The sequence below is a fragment of the Deltaproteobacteria bacterium genome, from assembly GCA_021737785.1.
Lineage (GTDB): Bacteria > Desulfobacterota > DSM-4660 > Desulfatiglandales > Desulfatiglandaceae > AUK324.
Map to the genome: position 1 here is coordinate 62,473 of JAIPDI010000007.1, position 19,048 is coordinate 81,520.

Annotated in this window: 21 protein-coding genes; 11 read left to right on the forward strand and 10 right to left on the reverse strand. The window is 52.4% G+C overall.

Features of this window, described 5'->3' with window-relative positions; all coding sequences use genetic code 11:
- Positions 1–69 precede the first annotated feature (69 nt).
- From pyrR to K9N21_05600, 3 genes are read left to right on the forward strand one after another with little or no spacing between them, the layout of a single operon-like run.
- Positions 70–618, forward strand: a complete 549-nt coding sequence (gene pyrR / locus K9N21_05590; GenBank protein ID MCF8143375.1) for a bifunctional pyr operon transcriptional regulator/uracil phosphoribosyltransferase PyrR — start codon at positions 70–72, stop codon at positions 616–618.
- A complete protein-coding gene (locus K9N21_05595; GenBank protein ID MCF8143376.1) occupies positions 615–1,808 on the forward strand; it encodes a hypothetical protein in 1,194 nt (397 codons plus the stop codon). Before pyrR ends, K9N21_05595 begins: the two co-directional genes overlap by 4 nt.
- Before the next feature lie 25 nt (positions 1,809–1,833).
- Complete coding sequence (locus tag K9N21_05600; GenBank protein MCF8143377.1) at positions 1,834–2,232, forward strand: secondary thiamine-phosphate synthase enzyme YjbQ; 399 nt, start codon at positions 1,834–1,836, stop codon at positions 2,230–2,232.
- Between the two features lie 32 nt (positions 2,233–2,264).
- On the opposite strand, the gene K9N21_05605 is transcribed toward K9N21_05600, so the two are convergent.
- Entirely contained in the window at positions 2,265–3,122 is an 858-nt protein-coding gene (locus tag K9N21_05605; protein MCF8143378.1) for a hypothetical protein, read from the reverse strand.
- A gap of 62 nt (positions 3,123–3,184) precedes the next feature.
- On the opposite strand from K9N21_05605, the gene K9N21_05610 reads away from it, so the two are divergent.
- From K9N21_05610 to K9N21_05625, 4 genes are all read left to right on the forward strand, one after another.
- Positions 3,185–3,430 (forward strand): zinc ribbon domain-containing protein, encoded by a 246-nt coding sequence (locus tag K9N21_05610; GenBank protein MCF8143379.1) that lies wholly within the window; start codon positions 3,185–3,187, stop codon positions 3,428–3,430.
- 77 nt (positions 3,431–3,507) lie between these two features.
- Positions 3,508–3,702: a hypothetical protein gene (locus K9N21_05615; GenBank protein MCF8143380.1), complete on the forward strand. Its 195-nt coding sequence runs from the start codon at positions 3,508–3,510 to the stop codon at positions 3,700–3,702.
- 6 nt (positions 3,703–3,708) lie between these two features.
- Entirely contained in the window at positions 3,709–4,830 is a 1,122-nt protein-coding gene (locus K9N21_05620) for a PBS lyase (GenBank protein ID MCF8143381.1), read from the forward strand.
- On the forward strand, positions 4,827–6,014 hold the full coding sequence (locus tag K9N21_05625) for a hypothetical protein (GenBank protein ID MCF8143382.1): 1,188 nt from the start codon (positions 4,827–4,829) through the stop codon (positions 6,012–6,014). The genes K9N21_05620 and K9N21_05625 overlap by 4 nt, the downstream gene beginning before the upstream one ends.
- Here the strand turns inward: K9N21_05625 and K9N21_05630 are convergent.
- The 5 genes from K9N21_05630 to dsrA form a co-directional block, all read right to left on the reverse strand.
- Positions 5,977–6,627 carry a YkgJ family cysteine cluster protein gene (locus K9N21_05630; protein MCF8143383.1) on the reverse strand — a complete coding sequence of 217 codons (651 nt, stop codon included), beginning with the start codon at positions 6,625–6,627 and terminating at the stop codon, positions 5,977–5,979. The two genes, K9N21_05625 and K9N21_05630, sit on opposite strands and share 38 nt — an antisense overlap.
- Before the next feature lies 1 nt (position 6,628).
- Entirely contained in the window at positions 6,629–7,249 is a 621-nt protein-coding gene (locus K9N21_05635; protein ID MCF8143384.1) for a tetratricopeptide repeat protein, read from the reverse strand.
- A gap of 93 nt (positions 7,250–7,342) precedes the next feature.
- Complete coding sequence (locus K9N21_05640) at positions 7,343–7,573, reverse strand: dissimilatory sulfite reductase D family protein (protein ID MCF8143385.1); 231 nt, start codon at positions 7,571–7,573, stop codon at positions 7,343–7,345.
- Between the two features lie 36 nt (positions 7,574–7,609).
- A complete protein-coding gene (gene dsrB / locus K9N21_05645) occupies positions 7,610–8,797 on the reverse strand; it encodes a dissimilatory-type sulfite reductase subunit beta (protein ID MCF8143386.1) in 1,188 nt (395 codons plus the stop codon).
- Positions 8,798–8,809: 12 nt separating this feature from the next.
- On the reverse strand, positions 8,810–10,228 hold the full coding sequence (gene dsrA / locus K9N21_05650; GenBank protein MCF8143387.1) for a dissimilatory-type sulfite reductase subunit alpha: 1,419 nt from the start codon (positions 10,226–10,228) through the stop codon (positions 8,810–8,812).
- A 400-nt stretch (positions 10,229–10,628) separates the two neighbouring features.
- Between dsrA and cobB the strand changes: the two genes are divergently transcribed.
- Positions 10,629–12,056, forward strand: coding sequence for a hydrogenobyrinic acid a,c-diamide synthase (glutamine-hydrolyzing) (cobB, locus tag K9N21_05655; protein ID MCF8143388.1), 1,428 nt, complete (start codon positions 10,629–10,631; stop codon positions 12,054–12,056).
- Positions 12,057–12,157: 101 nt separating this feature from the next.
- Complete coding sequence (locus K9N21_05660) at positions 12,158–12,475, forward strand: TusE/DsrC/DsvC family sulfur relay protein (GenBank protein MCF8143389.1); 318 nt, start codon at positions 12,158–12,160, stop codon at positions 12,473–12,475.
- A gap of 124 nt (positions 12,476–12,599) precedes the next feature.
- Here the strand turns inward: K9N21_05660 and K9N21_05665 are convergent, their stop codons facing one another.
- Positions 12,600–12,923, reverse strand: coding sequence for a hypothetical protein (locus K9N21_05665; protein MCF8143390.1), 324 nt, complete (start codon positions 12,921–12,923; stop codon positions 12,600–12,602).
- A 272-nt stretch (positions 12,924–13,195) separates the two neighbouring features.
- Between K9N21_05665 and K9N21_05670 the strand changes: the two genes are divergently transcribed.
- The gene (locus K9N21_05670) at positions 13,196–14,512 is read left to right on the forward strand and encodes a YcaO-like family protein (GenBank protein ID MCF8143391.1); all 1,317 of its coding nucleotides are present in this window, start codon (positions 13,196–13,198) and stop codon (positions 14,510–14,512) included.
- Here K9N21_05670 and K9N21_05675 read toward each other — a convergent pair.
- A complete protein-coding gene (locus K9N21_05675; protein ID MCF8143392.1) occupies positions 14,506–15,336 on the reverse strand; it encodes a nitrilase in 831 nt (276 codons plus the stop codon). The genes K9N21_05670 and K9N21_05675 overlap by 7 nt on opposite strands.
- 291 nt (positions 15,337–15,627) lie before the next feature.
- On the opposite strand from K9N21_05675, the gene K9N21_05680 reads away from it, so the two are divergent.
- The gene (locus K9N21_05680; protein MCF8143393.1) at positions 15,628–17,304 is read left to right on the forward strand and encodes a radical SAM protein; all 1,677 of its coding nucleotides are present in this window, start codon (positions 15,628–15,630) and stop codon (positions 17,302–17,304) included.
- A gap of 99 nt (positions 17,305–17,403) precedes the next feature.
- Here K9N21_05680 and K9N21_05685 read toward each other — a convergent pair whose 3' ends face one another.
- Complete coding sequence (locus K9N21_05685; GenBank protein ID MCF8143394.1) at positions 17,404–17,838, reverse strand: DUF2780 domain-containing protein; 435 nt, start codon at positions 17,836–17,838, stop codon at positions 17,404–17,406.
- 156 nt (positions 17,839–17,994) lie between these two features.
- A complete protein-coding gene (locus K9N21_05690) occupies positions 17,995–18,981 on the reverse strand; it encodes a prolyl oligopeptidase family serine peptidase (protein ID MCF8143395.1) in 987 nt (328 codons plus the stop codon).
- Positions 18,982–19,048: the final 67 nt, after the last annotated feature.

Here is a 19,048-nt window from a genome sequence, read left to right on the forward strand (position 1 = left end):
TCGTGCGAAAGGTTTTGGCCGGACGCGCTAAGCGGTATGTGATTCCCTAATTTTGTATCTGGTGTTGCTGTGACAAAGTCGGTTATATTGAAACAAAAGGACGTGGCAGAGCGTATTGACAAGATTGCGCGTCAGATCGTCGAAAAGAACGGCTCTGGAAACGGGGTTGTTCTTATAGGCATCCGTACCGGGGGGGCATTTCTGGCCGCCCGGATCCAGAAGGCCATAGCCGGTCTGAATGTGCCGATGCCGCCATTGGGCATTCTGGATATCACCCTGTACCGGGATGACTGGACGAGAATCGGCCCGACCCCGGTAGTCGGGCAGACCGACCTCCCCTTTTCGGTGGATGACAAATGGGTTATCCTGGTAGATGATGTCCTCTTCACGGGAAGAACGGTTCGGGCTGCCATGGATGCCCTGATGGATTTCGGACGCCCAAGAAAGATCGAGCTGGCCATTTTGGCGGACCGTGGAGAAAGTAACCGGGAACTACCGATTTCACCCAATTATGTCGGCGGGGTTTGGAATACCTCCCCTGAACAGACCATCAATGTCTATTTGAAAGAGGAGGGCTACGATGATCATGTGGCGATTGAGGAAAAAACGGCTGCATGAAACGAAAAAAGAAACCTAGGAAGAGGCCTTCATCCCCACCTCTCCTCAGCGCGGAGGAAGAGGGCCTGGTTGCCCAGCTCATTGAGGAGATGGGGATCAGCGCGCCTGTGGATATTGTAAAAAGGATTCCGAATCCCCTTTCTGCGCGACGTCTCATAGAACTTCTCCCATCAGACGCATCCGTGATTCCCCTGCTGTCAGCCCTGAAAGCGTCTTTCCAGGACAAAATTGTCGGAAAGGCTGTCAAACGGGCCGTATTCAGGCTCGAACAAAAGGGCATCTCCACAAAGGAGTTTTTTTCTGAAAGGGAAGATTCTCCTCCCATTCTGAAGCCTTTCCGGAAAGACCCCCCTCAGTGCTATCTCGGACCTGTGAACGGGGCGGGTCTCCGGGCCGTCGGAGTTATCCTGCACCGGGGAGGGAAAGAGGTCGATACGGGTTTCGGGATTATCTCCGATAAAGAAGGATTCAAGGAGTTCCTATTCCGTACCGTAAGCAGGAGAGACGCAAAGGAACTGAAAGAACGGTTTCAAAGGGAGGCCGGTCCCTTTGTAGATACATCGCTCGCACACGGAACAACACTCCTGGAGGAGGCCTACCAAAGGGAGGTATCACTCAACTCCCATGCGCCGGAGGATTATCTTGAATTGAGGCCGAGGCTTCTGGAACATGCGGCCCCCCTTGAACGGCCGCTGGTTTACGACCTGGTTTCAGAAAGCGCTGTTTCAGAACACACCCCTACCGATGCGGAAATCAGAGACCTCCTGGAAGACCCGTTGATGGAAACCTGGCTCATTGAACTCGATGCGATGACGCCGTTTATGGAAGAGATGTACCGGGTGCATGAGAGTCCCATCGTCCTTTCCCCGGTTCAGAAATCTGCCAGGATCCGGGAGATCCAGGATAAATGCCTGGCCGAGATCTTTACAGCAGAGGAGCGGCAACGACTGAAGGGCCGTCTGGAAGAGATGGCATACATATTCCTGAAGATCGGGCATGAAGAGACGGCAAAGGTGGCCCTGGCCGCCGCGCAGATCACTACGCAGGAAGTCACGTCTCTGAAGGCCAACCCGGTCATTGAGATCCTTCTGCAGAGAAGCATCGCTTTTTATAATAACGCCGTGGAAGAAAAGGTCCGTGAACATGCTTCCGGCAGGAGGGATGCCGCTTCTCCCATTATACTGACCTGAGAACAAGATCTTTAAGGAGTCGCCTATGCCAGCAACTATTCGCATAAAAACCGGTTCAAGAATCGATATGATCGATATCACCTCACCGGTGAGTGCAGAAGTCTCAAAGAGCGGTGTGGCGGACGGGATTTGCGTGGTCTACGTGCCCCATACGACCGGTGGGGTGACCATCAATGAGGGGGCTGACCCGGCTGTGTGTACGGATATCATTCGAAAGTTGAATGAACTGATTCCGCCCAACGATCAATACCGTCACATGGAAGGGAATTCGGACAGCCATATCAAGACGTCGCTCATCGGCAGCTCGGTTACCGTGATCGTTGAAAACGGCCGTCTGGTCTTAGGGACCTGGCAGAAGATCTTTTTCTGTGAGTTTGACGGCCCAAGATCGCGAAAAGCATATGTAAAGACACTGAAGGGTTAAGGCGGAACAACTGTCGGCTTTCATGTCGCTCATCATATGAGCTTTACCCCCTGCGGGTCCATTCCTATGTGCGCCAGCCAATCCTGTATCGCCTTGTAAAGTAAACGATAATAGGCCTCCGCGCCCCCCAGGCCGCGTCTGCCGAAATAGTAGTTGATTTCCAAAAAAAGTGGCTCAGGATCTTTGTCGCCGATAGGGAACACAAAGTCGACGGCCGCCAGGTTGATTTTTGTTTTTTTGCAGAGTTCCTGGGTGTATGCGCGACCCTTTTCTTGAAGTTCTGGCCGCCAGTCGGTGTCGATCACCGCTCCCCGGCTGATGGTGGTTATTTTTTGTCCAGGTTCACTGGGGCGTTTCCAATAGGTAATGAGCCGCTTCCCGATGATCACCGCCCTGAGGACAGTCCCTCCGCAGGGGACATACTCCTGGGTGACAAACCCCTGCATGCCGGGGCCTTCCCTCAAAACAAGACTCTCCAGAGCGGCCTTCAATCCATGGCTGTTTTCAATCAGAAATATCCCCTCTGCCTCATGGCGCCGGTCTTCCTTGATGAGAAAGGGAATTCCATGGGGCATATCCGTTGGTTTCTGATGGGCATCCTTGAATTGTCTGACCGATTTCCACGGCCGTGTCTTTGGATGGGAAAGGCCCAGGTCCCTGAACATTTGTGCCTGGCCGATTTTCCCTGGATACCGAATGCGCACACTATAATTGGGGAAAAGGTGCGCCCCTTTGGCGATGCAGACCTCATAGAGGTGCTGAGGGCATGCCTGGGGAAGGATAACGGCGTCGGCATTTTGGATGGTTTCCCGAATGCCTGAGTCGAGCGGCCGGTCCCCGAGGATGATCTGGAGGTCCGCATCAATGCATGGATGAAATGAGAGGATCATGGTTTGACTTTGTCCTGACAGGTGACTATACTTTCTATACCTTATTTAATAGGAGTAAAACAATGCCCATTTTTGAATTCAGGTGTGCCGCCTGTGGCGAGATTTTTGAAAAGCTCTTCATCGGTTCGGACGAAGAGGCGGATATGACCTGCCCCAAATGCAAGTCGGAAACCATTGAGCGGGTGGTCAGCCGGACCAACTATTCCATCGGAGCGGGTCCCGGCGGTAACCAGCCTAAGATCACAGCCAAATCGTGCGGCGGCGGCAATCAATGCATGACCCTGGACCTGCCAGGACCATCCAGATGAATGATCCATCCCTCTCACAATGCTTTCTCCCTGAATTAAGTGATGATGACCGGGCTCGAATAAGCGAGATCTTTCAGATGGACATCGTACCAAAGCTCATGTTGATGCATGCGCGGAACGGAATGATCTGTTGTGAGTTTGCCGGAGAGGAATACAAACACTGGCTCATCGAGTTCAGGTCCAATCGGGCAGGGCTGGATATTGTAGGATTTGAGTATGATCCGGAATCGAGGAGTTTTGAATTGCCGTACCCCATTCTGAAAGAGACCTAAACGACCATGTTTGAAAGCAAATTTATGGGAAAGACTACGACTCTCCCCCCGAGCTGTCCCTTCTGCGGTCTTCTGATTGAACGGCCGAAGGAATTGACAACTCACAGACCCGGGGAGATGCCGGTAGGATCCTGTTCCTGCGGAGCGGTGTATGCCTGTGACGAAACCGGACATAATCAGGGGTCCGCCATGATCGAGGCCCTGGTGTTCGGGTGTAATATGGACTGGGACCTGGCCTGGAATCTCCTGCCCGAAGAGGATTACAAGCAGGAGATTGTCGAGCATTACGATTATGCCAGACATATGATTATTCCGGGAGGATTCATGGACAGCAGGCGGATATCCGGGGTCCTTTTTTTCATCAGGTTACATGAAGATGTTCGGGAAGTAACCTCTGACGGTGTTCAACAGAAGTTGAAAAAGGCCGCATCTGCTCCTGTTTTGCGCAGAAAGCCGTCTCCGGGAATCGGGAAGAAGCCTCTGTCCAAAAGCCAGATCGAAGCGCTCGTAAGGGAGTTTCGGATTGAGGCGATACTCGATATTGCGGGAGAAGACAAGAAGCTTATTAGAAATCTTCAGAGGCTGATTTATTCGGGCGACGATCTTTTGCGAAAAAGGGCCGCGGAGATGTTAGGCCGGGCATGCGCCGTCATTGCCGAGCAAGAGCCCGGCGCCGTTTCAAAACTCCTTCAGGGGCTTTTTTACGCTATTTCGGACACGGCGGCCTTTACCTGGGGGGCCTTTGAGGCGATCGGCGAAATAATCAGCCATCGGCCTGATCTGTTTGCAGGATATGTTGCGCAGCTATATCAGTTCTTAGCCGACAAAACCCGGCGGGCCCAAGCCCTTCAAGCCATCGGTCGGGTGGCGATGTCAAGGCCGGACCTTCTCCGAAAGCACACCTTTCATTTCTTCGTCTACCTCGAAGATCCAGATCCGGCAGTGCGCGGGTATGCAGCCTGGCTCATGGGGAATCTCATGGCCCATGAAGCGAAGGGCGAACTGGAGAAACTCGTAGACGAACCCGATGAGGTGTATCTATATGAGAACGGAGATATAATGAAATTGAGCATCGGTCGGATCGCATCTGAGGCACTGGAGAAAATAGGGGTCAGAGGCGGCGCGTGACAGTGCACAAAAACCCTTCCCTGAATGATTCAACCCTTTTGATAGACGATCTATTCTCATCCCCCGAGGGGGACATCCCCCTTGGGGCTGAAGATCTCACAAGACCCTTTCTGATCGCGCCTTCAGAACCGCATCTTTTTTTGACGTTGGGAGACTATTTCGAGGCAATCAAAAGATTCGTCTTGAAAGATGAAAGGGACCGTCTGATCGATGCCCTCCAGGAGACGCCATTGAGAGAAGATGATGTCGGCACCATCAAACGGATGCGGATCCGGAGCGAAAAGCATGGGGTCCTCTACCATGTGTCGAGCGTCGAAATGCTTCTTGGTGACAGGCCTATCAAATTTGCGGTCAGCACCGCCGTCTCGGAAGGCGCAAGAGCATGCTTGGCAAAGGAATACGAGATCGTGAAATCGCTTCATCGTTTAGATGCTTCCTATCTCCCGAAGGTTTACAAAAAAGGAGATGTGGTATGCCAAGACGGATATTCATCTTATGAAACGCTGACCCTGATGCTTTCCGAATGGTTTGAAGACTACCATGAATGGCATTTTGCCGTGCATGGGGCGGATAATGGCCAGAAGGTCTGTATTTGGGACCTTGAAAACGGTCATCGATATGCTTCCGAAGCGGAAGCTTTCGAGATTTTCAGGCAGGCATCCAGAATTCTTACCCTCTACTATGATGTGCACACCTTCAAGCAGATCATTCCCTGGAGCCATGCAGCCGGAGACTTTGTGGTGAAAATCGGGGATGACGGCATCCATGTCAAGCTCACCACAGCCAGAGACTATCGGTCGATTATGGATGTCTTCTTAGAGGATGGCGTCCATCCGACCATTGCCGTTGCCTATTTTTTTCTGAACCTTACGGTTCGGATGCGGTTGGACAGGGTGAACGGCGTGGGGGAAGCCGTCTGGGCCGGGGATTTTTCCCTGCGGGCTGCAATTGAAGGATTCTTTGAGGCACTTCAAATCTTGGCCGAGAAGGATATGCTCACGCCTGGTGACATTCAGAAACTCCTGTCTCTGCTGAAGTCGTTGGACGAGGATGAGCTTGAAAGTCTCTATACCCCGTTGATGGCGTTCTATTATGAAGAGAATCCCGCTGAATTTCATATAATAAACGCACATCTCAAAGACCATGTCAGGTCCTTGTGCCAGATCCTCCGGGAAGACCGGTGATGAGTTCTTCAAAGGGCGTTTTTATTACCTTTGAAACAGATAAAAGCAGTGTCGACATTTCAAGATCTTTTCCCCCAGCCCTTTCCAAGATTTCCTTGGACAACTGATGGAGTTCGCGATGGGCCTCGTCAAGATCGAAGACAGGATATTCCTGTCCCTTTTTGAAATCCGCCTTTCCACAGACACGGGGTACCCCCCGGACCCGGGTCGGAATGCCGTAAACCCGGCATGTGATCGGCCGGTAAGGGTACAGTACGCATTCGTTACGGTCATTCAGCAGGGGGCAGCGGATTCGCGCTCTGGCTAATGAATAGGAGATCATCTGAGGATCATCTTTGAATGATCTCAGGGTTCCTTCCAGCTTTTCAAGGGCCTGGTCCGCATCGCGGCCCCTCTTGAGCGCCGCTTTCCGTTCCGCTTCGTCAAGTTGATCAAAATCGCGTTTGAGAAAGGCGGCTTCGATCAGAAACAGGCCGAACACGGCGTGGCAGCAGTCCGCACAATGGGGTTCACATCGGATGCACTCGGAAAATTGTTCTCTGGCCCGATGAAACGACTCATCCGCCTTTGACACGATGCTCTCGTAAGGTTCGAATAGATAGGAGAAATCCATTTTAACGGTGAGGCTCCAGCGCTTTCAGAAATTCGGGGTGGGGTTGAAATCCCAGTGAAATGGCCTTGTCCAGATGCTCGATGGCCTTCTTGTATTCATTGTTATTATAATATGAAGAGGCCAGATTGTTGTGACCAAGGGCAAAATCAGGGGCCATGTCCACCAATTTCTTCCCTGTCTCTATGGCCTGTTCCACATCGCCTTTCTGGAGATAGGCGTTCACCAGATTGCTCCAGGCCTGAACGATGCCCGGATTCAGCTCAATGGCCTTGTTCAAGGCCTCAATGGCCTCGTCGGTCCGGGACATCTGAAGGTATGCAAAGCCCAGGTTGGCATATCCCCGCGCGTATCGAGGCTCGATTTCGATGGCCCTCTTGTTGGACTCGACCACCATTTCCAAATCGCCCTTTTTGAAATAGATATAGCCCAGGTTGACATATCCCTCAAACATCCTGCCGCTGTTGTCGATCGCATCGTTAAAGGCATCGATCGCCTCGTCCAGCCTGCCCTGCTCCATCAGGCCTACACCCAGATTATAGCTTGAACTGGCGCATTCCGAATTTTCATCCCGCACTTTTTTCTGCTCGGCAATAAAATTCTCTGCACCCTGCGGTTCTTTCATTTGAGACCTCGTAAAATAGGAAGAGGTCGCCCCCCGGTCCCGGACGGCGACCCCTCTTGTCATCAGCTAACGTTCACAGCCTGAACGGAGTGATTAATGGTCTTCTGTGACCCCTCTACCTTTCAGGCCATACATGGTGCTGCTGCCGGTGGAAAAGTAGATCATTTTTTCTTCGTTGATCAGGGCAGTGGCGGCCTTCTTGATTTCCCGGGCCTTGGCATCCGGCATCACCTTTTTTACAGCCTTTTCAATATCGTTAAAATAGAACTTCGTCTTTTTGCTGTTTTCGGCAAAGTCCAGAATGGCCTTTTTCATATCTTCCATTTGAATACTCCTCTTTGCTAATGATTGGCGGGTTGTTTATTCAATCCCGCCGGCCGCCCTTGAGACTTCCCACGCCGCCTCAGTATATTTAAACTGGGTGGATGTCCGGTATGTATCATACTGGAGTCGATAATCATCAATGAGATGTTCGGTAAAGGGGAGGTCGCATTTCTCAAAGAACCGCTCCCATCCGATGCGCTTGGCCCAATCGCCGATTCGCTCATACTTCTTGGCATCCGCTGCATAGGCCTCAACGATCCTCTTGACGTGCGCGCACACATCGGGATACCTGGGGAATTCGTTCGGGAGCCATGGGACCACCACCTTGGAAAATTCAGGCGGGCTGATCCGGTTGGAAATCTTGCCTCCGGCCAGGATCGTCACGCCGTCGCCTTCCTTGTCGGCCAGGGGCACGGCCATGCACATGGTATAGCAGTTTCCGCAGAACATGCACCGTTCGTCCTTGATCTTAACGGTCTTTTTCCCCTCTTCGGTCTTGGCGGGCGATATGGCCCCTGTCGGGCATGCCGCGATGACCAGAGGTATCTCACACAGAGAATCAATGACCTCATGGTCAATGACCGGCGGCTTTCTGTGATACCCCAGGAGGGCGATATCCGAGCAATGCACAGCCCCGCACATATTGAGGCAGCAGGCCATGGATATCCTGACCTGGGCCGGAAGGGTCATGCCCTGAAAATAGTCGAACAGATCGTCCAGGACCGCCTTGACCATGGATGAGGCATCGGTCGCCGGTGTATGACAGTGGAGGAATCCCTGGGTATGCACGATATTTGTGATTCCGGCGCCGGTCCCGCCGATAGGGAACTTATAGCTGCCGGTTACGTGCTTACGATTCTGTAAATCCTTTTTCAATGCCTCCATCTTATCCTGACTGTCGGTCATGAATTCGATGTTATTTCGAGTGGTGAACCGGAGATAGCCGTCGCAATATTTATCTGCGATCTCACACATTTCCCGGATATGTTCCACCGACATGAAGCGGCAGCCGCCGCATCTGACAGTAAAAACCTTATCGCCTGTTTCAGACACATGAACCAGGATACCCGGCTCCAGAATCTCATGAGATTTCCATTTCCCGTAGTTATTCTGGATAATAGGAGGAAAGTACTGCCAGAAGTGCCTGGGCCCCAAGTCAGTGAGCCTGTTTTGCATCGGTTTTTCAGGATTGTACAGCCCTAATCTCTCAGTAGATAATGCCATTCTATGTACCTCCTATCTCTTATGCTTGGCTCGGTATACGTTAATATCGCGTTCAAAGCCACCCGGCACATCTTCCGATTTCCAGAAGATGTAGGGGTTACTCCTGGGTTCTGTCACCATCTGCGGCATGGCAGGAATTTCAAGCACCTCCAGGAATTTCGGGATTCCGTAGCGCTGGATCAGTTCACCTAAGCGCTCGCGGTTCTTCCCCTCTTCCATCCACCAGTCCCACACCTTTTCCACGATCTCCTTGATGTTGTCGTAGGGGTGCTCACACTTTACAAAAGGAATGGTCAGGACCGACATCTGGGCGCCCTCGAGAATCGGCGCCTTGGCCCCGAAGAGGATGCTGCACCCGGTGTCCGTGCCCGGTCTCAAGGCGGCGGGCATGGTATCGATGCAGTGCATGCAGCGGGTACATTCCTTGTCGTCGATCATGAGTTTGCCGTCTTCCATCCACATACACTGGGTGGGGCAGCGATTAATCACTTCATTTTCGATATCGAATTTCCCCCAGTCTTTCCCGGCGTGCGCACCGCCATTGGGCGGAATTTCGCCGCCGATATATGCCTGGACCGCTTCCTGATCGATCCGGATATTGTCTCTCCAGGTCCCGATGTACGACATGTCGGATCGGGCGATGGACGCAACACATCCGTTGGGGCAGCCGTCGAATTTAAATTTAAACTTGTACGGGAAGGCCGGGCGGTGCAGTTCATCCTGGTAATAGTTTGTCAGTTCGTAGCACATATCCTGGGTATCAATACAGGCATATTCGCAGCGGGCCTTTCCCAGGCAGCAGGAAGGGGAGCGCAGATTGGATCCAGATCCGCCCAGATCCTGCTGGAGCACGTGACCCAGCTCATAGAAAACCGGCTCAAGCTGCTCGGTAAAAGTCCCCAGGAATATGATGTCCCCGGTGGATCCGTGCATATTCATCAGACCGCTCCCTCGATATTCCCACAGGTCGCAAAGGCATCGAAGATAATCCGTATCATAAAACTTGCTCATGGTCTGGTTCACACGCATGGTGTGAAAATGGGCAATGGAAGGAAACTGCTCCTGCAGGTCGGAATACCGACCGATAACGCCGCCTCCATAACCGAACACCCCCACGATGCCGCCATGCTTCCAGTGGGTTTCGCCGTCGTCAAAAGAGACCTGGAGCTGTCCCAGCAGATCTTCGGCCACATCCGCCTCAATCATCATTCGATCTTTTGCCAGTTTTCTGCGGTGCAGGGCCTCTCGTTTGGTATCGGCCACAAAACTCGGCCAAGGCCCCTTTTCCAGTTCATCCACATCCGGGATCTCGTGCTTTATCTTGAAATTCTTGAGCTCTTCCTCTGTATAATTATTCAACTCCTCGTCGGAGTAAATCCTGAGCTCCTCATACTTGAGTATCTTTTGTTCCTGTGCTGGTTCAAATGCCATTATCTGTGCCTCCTTTTGCTATTTTGATAAGTTGCACCTTTTAAGGAGTAAATCCTACAAGTTAACTGCCTTTACCCTCACCTCCTCCCTCAAATGATCACACCCTCTGCAAAAATTCCCTAAAACCATTTCCCTCAATTTTGTCCGGATCTGCCAATGCGAAACAGAGCAGATTCCACGCTTATATGTGAAAATTTTAATTAGTTAGTTTTTCAAATAGTTAAGGTTTGATTTATAATCAAAGGGGGAATAGGATGTCAATAAAAAAAAGCCGACGCAATCCATAACTTTTTTTGTTGACAATCCTGCGCGACCGTGATCCTAATCTGACGCTTCTGGCGGGCCTCTGGTTGCCTGTCAGAGAAATCATAAGGTAAAAAACAGGGGATTTTTGTTAATAATGCACCCTCGAGTCATTATTGCCGCGTTAAAGGGAGGGTCCGGGAAGACCATCCTGTCTCTGGGTCTTGTTGCCGCATGGCGGGAAAGAGGCCTCAGGATCGCTCCCTTTAAAAAGGGGCCGGATTTTATTGATGCCGGTTGGCTCGCCTTTGCTGCGGACCGGCCGTGTTTTAATCTGGATCCTTTCTTGATGAATGAAGAGCAGATAATGGCATCTTTTCTCTTCCGCTCAGACGATTCGGACCTCTCCTTGATCGAAGGGAACAGGGGGCTATACGACGGACTCGATTTAGATGGCTCATCCAGTACGGCAGGTCTGGCCAAGCTCCTTTGTGCGCCGGTCCTGATTATTCTGGATGTGTCCATGTCAACCCGCACCATGGCAGCCGTTGTCAAGGGGTGCCAGACCTTCGACCCGGGCGTGCATATCGCAGGGGCTATTTTGAACAGGGTTGCGGGGCAACGGCAGGAGATGTTGATCACTGCAGCCATTGAAAAGTACTGTGGGGTGCCTGTGGTCGGTTCTGTCCCTAAGTTGAAGGAACATTTTTTCCCTGAGCGACACATGGGTCTTGTCCCCCTTCAGGAGCGGGCTCAGGCCGAAAAGGCTGTTTCATGGGCCAGGAAGATCGTTCAAGATCATCTCCGGTTAGATCAGATCTGGGAGATTGCGCACCGGTCCGGGGATCATGAAATCGCGACGTCACAGTTGGCACCAAGAACAAAGGCGGCGGCCAGTGATCTATCTCCACGAATTGGGTTCATCAGAGACCGGGCATTCTGGTTCTACTATCCGGAAAACCTGGAGCAGCTTGAGCGCATGGGGGCCGTGATGGTGGAGGTGGATGCCATATCCTCACCGGAACTGCCGCAGTTGGATGCCCTGTATATCGGGGGGGGATTCCCTGAGACCCAGGCACAAGGTCTTGCGGATAATCGAGGTTTCAGAATGAGCCTGAAAGCGGAAATCGAAAAGGGACTTCCGGTTTATGCGGAGTGCGGAGGGTTCATGTATTTAGGAGAGCGGCTTTTAGTGGGTAACCGGTCTTACCCAATGGTTGGAGCGCTCCCGGTGGAATTCATTCTTCAAAAAAGGCCTCAGGGCCACGGATACACGGTGCTGAGAGTAGCCGGCCCCAACCTGTATTATAATGTGGGCGACGAGTTAAGAGGCCATGAATTCCACTACTCCCGGCCTGTGTTTACTGGAGAAAAGGGCCTGAAATTCGCCTTTAAGGTGAACCGAGGCCGGGGGATTGACGGCCTGAGAGACGGCATTTGCAGAAAGAATATCCTGGCAACCTACACCCATGTGCATGCGGCGGGCAATCGGAGTTGGGCGAAAGGGCTTTTTGGGGCCGCCCTTTCGCACAAAAAATCGGATAAATTTTTAAAAGTGGGAAAAGAATATTTGACAACACAATAATTGGGAATTATAATCATAAACTTACGTCTAAAGGATTGACAGGGATCTCAGAAGATGGTACACGATACGACATCTTAATCAAGAAAGGGAGGTTTTGGGTTATGCCAACAGTAGAGTTTGAGGGGAATACCTACAGTGTTGATGAAGACGGCTTCATTGACGATTTCAACAACTGGAATGAGGCATGGATGCGCTATGTGAAGACGACGGAAGGTATTGAGGAACTGACCGACGAGCACAAGAAGGTGGTCGATGTTCTTCAGGACTATTACAAGAAGAATGGGATCGCCCCCATGGTGAGAATCCTCTCCAAGGTCACCGGATACAAGCTGAAATACATCTACGAGTTATTTCCCTCTGGACCGGGCAAGGGTGCCTGTAAGATGGCCGGCCTGCCAAAACCCACGGGTTGCGTCTGATTCCATAACGAACAGGATTATTTCCCCGCCGAAAAAAGGCGCAAGAGATGTCTCAATGAGAGTGTCTGTTGCGCCTTTTCCACACCAACCTGGAATGGTCTAAGTTTCAGGGATGGGAATCCCTTTAGCCGGTCTTGCTTCTAAGCGCCTTTCCTGCTAGTGGATTATAGAGCTTGGTAATGGCGAACTTCATGACGTCCAGGCTCTTCAGATTAAAAATAATGTCTGCAAGGGTGATCTGGGCCTGTTCCGGAAGCACACATGCGTTGGATGAATCAAATGTAAGATCAGGAAAGGCTTTCTGAAGCTTCTTCTGGTCTTTCTGGCTCATAGCCACCTGGACGGCCTTTTTGCCATCGATTTCCTGAATATGTTCGCCTAGGCCAAGTTCTTCCATCTTTTTCTGCTGTTCCGGATCCAAAAAGAGATTGATACAGTAATCTGCCATTTACTTAATTCCCTCCTCTCTACCCGCGCTAAAGATAATGTTTTTCAAATACCTATCCATTTGCTATGGATATACATTCGGATTCCTTTGATGTCAAGCCGTTTCAAGCGCTCCTTTTTTGCCTGGCAGATAATCGATCCAGGCAGGAGGGTTGCGCCCTATTTGACTATCTTTTTCAGTCGTTTTATACAAACGATTGTGGAAATTCCTAAATATACATTGGGGAATTGGAATGATTTTGCGGCATTCATATCCTTGGAGGGGTCAACTCGATGAAGTTTCAAAACCACATCCGGAACGAATATAATAAATGCGATACCCCGGATAATACTGTGCGCCGAATCCAGCAGGGGTTCGACCGCCTGGGACTTGCGCCCGAATATGCCGGAGTCAGGGTTTCGGATTTGCTCTTCTGGGGAAGAATCTGGATCGATTCGCTCCAGATCGTGTGCGAGGGAAAAGGCATCTCCCACAGACTGGCTGAAGCAAGCGCATATGCAGAGTTGGCGGAACGGATGAGCGCCGGCCTATATTATCCGGTGTTTGAAGAACAGGTCCGATTTCATCTGCCGGGGATCTACGGCCCCGATACCGTCCGTTTTTTGAATTACGAATGGATGGAGGGGTATGTCAGGGCTCACCAGACAGAATTGGACAGGGCCGTGACCGTCGAGGAGCTGCTCCGAAGGGAATGCCATCTCAGCAGCGCGCACTTGACCGAAATCAAGGACTGCGAGATGGCGCGACACTGGGTCGACGGCTATTCCCTGCTCCGGGAAGAGACCGTCAAGGTCCCGGTCAAATTCGTGGCCTACATCCACGGTTCCAACGGGATGGCCGCCGGCAACACCATCGAAGAGGCCATGATCCAGGCAAGCTGCGAAATCCTGGAGCGATATGCCCAGATCAACATCGTTAAACCGGAGACGATCGTCCCGTCCATCGACACTGGCACAATAGACCTCGATCTAATCCACCGGATGATCGCGTTTTATGCCCGATTCAATGTCGGCGTTACCCTGAAGGACCTTTCTTTTGACGGCATGCTGCCGGTCATCGGGGTATTCTATACCAACCGGAACCTCCCCCCGGACCGGCTGGAACACAGATCCCTGATCGCAGGCGCCTCCTTCACCCTGGAGGAGGCCCTCACCCGCTGCTTCACCGAAGGGATGCAGGGGAAGAAGTCCCTTCTTACTTCACGGCCCCAGTTTGACAGGCCGGTGGTCCCCAGGTCCCAGGTCAAAGACTACTATACCCTGATGCGATGCGGGGTCTCGCCGACCGATATCTCCTTTTTAGATGAGGGGAAGATGACGGGCTTCCGTCCGTGGCGGAAGAAAGACATTCTGGAGGAGATCGAGGCGCTCAAAGAGATCGTCAGGGGGTTCGGGACCGACTGCATCGTCCTGAAACACACCCATCCGGTCCTGGAGTTCCCGGTGGTTCGGGTGGTCATTCCCGGGATCTCGGATTTTCTCCCATTCCTCCCTTCGACCATCCTGACCGATGAAAAGACCAAACCGGCCACGGCCTGGAAAGGGGAGACCTTCATGAGAGTCATGCAGAGCTTTTTCACCCATCACTGATCCCCGTTGACGGATGTCTTCTCATACAGCGACGGCCTTCTTTCCGGAAGGAAATATTTCATTCGGTGGGTTCTCAGATCCTGGAGGATCTCATCTTTGAGTTCAGCATAGAGGATGTGTTCTTTCATGCCCACATACTGCGTTAATACCCGGCCGTCCGGCCCCAAGACCACGGCAACCCCTGGAAAGGTAAGGCCGTTTTCGAAGGACCCCACCTGGTTGCAGGCGATCACATAGAGCCCGTTGTCAAATGCCCTGGCCGGCAGGTGTCTCATCCAGCTTTGCAGTTTTTCCTCGGGCGCCCCCCTCGGGGAGGCGTGGGGGATGAGGACAATATCCGCCCCCATGAGGGCCATCCGGGTGCTGATCTCCGGGAAGTGGGCTTCATAGCAGAGCTGCACGCCGAACGTGGTCTTTCCGACCTTGAATACCTCGATCTTTTCCCCAGGACAATAGACGGCCGTCTCCGTGGGGCCCAGATGCGTCTTCCGGTAGGTCCCGATCAGGCCGTCAGGGCCTGCGATTATCTGGGCGATATAAGGGTTCCCTTCATCCGTGACCTCAATGAGTCCGGCGATGAGAACGATTTCTGTCTTCTTCGCTGTCCGGACCAGCCGATCCACTATTTTTTCCATCTCCCGGAGCCCATATATCCGGGAGGGAGAGGTCTGGATATAGCCGGTTACCGACAACTCAGGGAAACAGACGAAATCGGCGCCGTTGGCGGATGCCTCTTGGGTCATGGACTCTATTCTGTCGAGGTTTCCGGCAATGTCTCCGGGATTGGCGTGCATGCAGACAGCGGCTGTCTTGAGATCGTTCATGGTAAATCTCCTCCAACGTGGTCCGGGAGAGCGATGGACAACATGCGCCCCGGAGCGGGATTGCGTCAGCAGTCATTGATTACCATCTTTACTGACATTCAGTCAATTTGAACACTCCAAAATCCATATTGCGGAAAACGGCTTTGACAAGCGGCTCTGCTTCGTATAGGAAATATTTCAGAATCCCGGTGGAGCTTGAATGGGGTTTAACCGCCTGGCGCCGGGATTCAATAGAGCGTGCATTCTTTTTCTTATTCCTTCTTCCCAGGATCTGAAGGTCGGATAATAAAATTGAAAATACTTCTTATATACCCTTATTGCCTTGAAGAGCGGATCCATGAGGACGATGTAAGGGTTCCCCCCATCGGACTCTATTATGTGGCTGCGGTCCTAAGGGAAAACCATTATGACTGCGAGATCCTGAACTGGCACCAGATCAACCGGACGCCGGAGCGTATCCGGGAAACCCTGGCCGCAAAGGCCCCGGACGTGATCGGCATTTCTGTTTTGCATGCCAATCGGTGGGGGGCCATCGAGATCGCGCGGATCGCCAAGGCGGTGGATCCGTCGGTCAGGGTTGTATTCGGGGGCGTCGGTCCCACCTTGTTGTGGGAGCACTTCCTAAAAAATTTCAAAGAGATCGACTTCTGTGTCCTGGGAGAAGGCGAATATGCGTTCCTTAACCTGATACAGTCGATCGAAAAGAAGGATTCACGGGCAATTGAAAAGATTCCGGGAATTGCCTTGAGAAAAAAGGGAGGGGTTGTCAACACCAAAGCGCCGATCCCCATTCGGGATCTCGATCAATTGCCGGATCCTGCAAACCACTTCATCTATCAGCATGTGAGTACTACCCGGGGGTGTCCGGGCAACTGCACCTTCTGCGGATCACCCCGAATCTGGGGTCGCAAGGTCAAGTTCCACTCCCCCCGGTATTTTGTCGATCAGTTGGAGCATCTGCATCAGAAGGGGGTTGGTTTTTTCTATTTTTCGGACGACACCTTCATGCTTAAGAAGGACAATGTGATAGCAATCTGCAAGGGGATACTCGAAAGGGATCTTCGGATCTCGTGGGCCGCCATCTCCCACGTCAATTATGTGGATGAAGAGGTCCTCTCCTGGATGCGACGGGCCGGGTGCACCCAGATCAGTTACGGGGTCGAAAGCGGTTCAGAGAAAATAAGAGACCTGCTGCAGAAAAATATCCGGACCGACCAGATCCAAAAGGCCTTCTCGTTGACGACTCGGTGGGGCATCCTTCCCCGGGCCTATTTCATCTATGGCTGCCCGGGAGAGACGTGGGACACCATTCAGGAAACCATCGACCTGATTCATACGATCAAGCCCCTCGGCGTTATTTTTTATATACTTGATATTTTTCCAGGAACCGCCCTTTATGCGGATTTTGTAAAGCGAACAGGCGTTAAAGACGATATCTGGCTCAGGCAGGTTGAAGATATCATGTATTTCGAGACAGACCCCTGTCTCAATCAGGAATTGATCCTTGCCTTCGGGAGGAAGCTGAGGGCAGAGTTCTACAGCAGCCTCCCCTCCTTTGTGGATGCCATCGACCTGGTGGACGAGGAAGGATTTTCCGGGCTGCATGCCGATTTTCTGTCGCGGCTCGGGATGACCTTCAGTCACGGTGATTATGCCGGGATAGAGGCCATCCCAAACAAAGATGAAACCGCCGCAAAACTGTATGAACGATCCTTGAGTTACGCCCCCAATGACAGGGCCTATCTGGGTCTGGGGATCATCCGGCAAAAGGAGAGGGAATTCCACGAATCCATCCGCATCCTCTCCGAGGGGGTACGGCATTTCCCGGAAAACGAGCAGTTATGGATCTGCCTGGGTCTGAGCCATATGAACTTGGGCCAGCATAGCGAGGGCCTCTCCTGTTTCGAAAAATTCAGAAACTCGGAACAGGCAGCGTCTTATATTGCAGAGTGCCGACGGCAATTATGACCAGGGGCACAAGAAGCCGGCGCTCCCATATACGCATGAGACATGCCTTCATGAATGGAAGCCTGGCTTTCCCGGGCAAGACAGAGTTCTCCCAAGGGGCTACTGCAAGGCCCCCTTGAGGAGGGACATTACCACATCGCCCCCTTTGCTCTTCGCGTATTCCAGGATAATGGGGGTGAACTGCCCGATCATATCTGCATTGAGCCCAAGCGAGGAGAAGCTGTCGGATAGACCGGCCACCCCGGCCAGCGAACTGGTTTTTTCACTCCCGCCCAACAGGGATGAGGCCCTGCCGAGTTTCCCGGCCAGGCCCCCTCCTCCTTCTGTCTCGGGCGCGGCCTCGATGAGAGACTCCGTCTCCGGCATGGCGTCGGTTACCTTCGAAAAATCGTCGGCACTCAACTTCTGTTTGGCATGGCCCAGAATGGCGCCTGATCCGCCCTCGGCCTGCGCATCGGTGACACCGAGTCGGCTGGTCAGCAGACTGATCAGTCCCGAGCTGTCGGCATGAACAGGGTTTACGCAGACGATCATCATGAGTCCAAGGGCCAACGCGCAACATACACCCAACAAGTTCTTCATGGCATTTCCTCCTGAAAAAGGTCAATCGTAACTGTTTGAAAAATCATACCTAATTGATTCGGTCGTTGTCAAAGGGAATCCCTCTGGCCGCTTACCTTGAACTGGGTTTCAAGGATTGGACGAGGCATGGGTTGCAGTGTGATTTTCAAAGAAATCCCAGAGGATTTCCGCGGCGTCAAAATCCTTCAGAGGTTCATCGTCGGGAAGACTACCGGTGAAATGGATTCCCGGCCAGTCATGGCCCCAGCCTTCGATCAGCCAGACGGAGACCGCCGCACCGTCAGCACAGTCGTCCCATGATTTGACAATCACCCGGCCTTCGCGAAACCGATTCTCATTGGGAGATCCCTTGCATCCGTTATGATCTACCCAGAAATCCACACAATCCGGGACCGACCAGTAGGTTCGCTGACCGCCCCTGCGGGGGCTGATGCCGCCATTATATGGAACATCCTGATCTTCCAGACCGTGCATGATCAGTACAGGAAGGGATTTTTGGGGATTCGGAATGCGCCAATCAGGTTCTTCTTCCGATGCCTTGCCCCCTAAGGAGGCCGCCAGGAAGGCCGCCCCGGCCAGCATGTCTGCCCTTTCAGCGGCGAACCGGTAGGCCATCATTCCCCCGTTTGAAAAACCGAGGATATAGATGCGGGTTCGATCCACATTCAAACGCCGGCAGGCATCGTCAATGGCCGCAGCGATAAACCCAACGTCATCCACCTTGTCCTTGGCCGCCTTCCCGCAGCAGTGACCGGCATTCCAGTGCTGCAGATAACCGAACAGGCCCATACCGTCCGGGTAGAGGACTATGAAATTCTCGCGATCCGCCAGTTTGCTGAAGCCACTGAATTTTTCCATGCCAAGCCCGGTATCGAAGGCCCCGTGAATCACCACAGCAAGGGGGAGCGGATTTTCGGCGTGCCCACCGGACGGGATGCGGATCTGATAGGTCCTGTTGAACCCGTTTGCCTGTATGTCCATCGTAACTTCGTAGGTTTCCGGCCCGAAACCCCGGTCTTGCGGCAACCCCTTGGCACATCCGGTAACTCCCTGGAAAAAAAGCAGGACGCATGCGGACAGGATCAGTGATTTCATCTCTTGGACCTCAGTATTTTCTGTGGATTGGGTATTTCCGTTTGCGCCGTTCCATAGAATCATAATG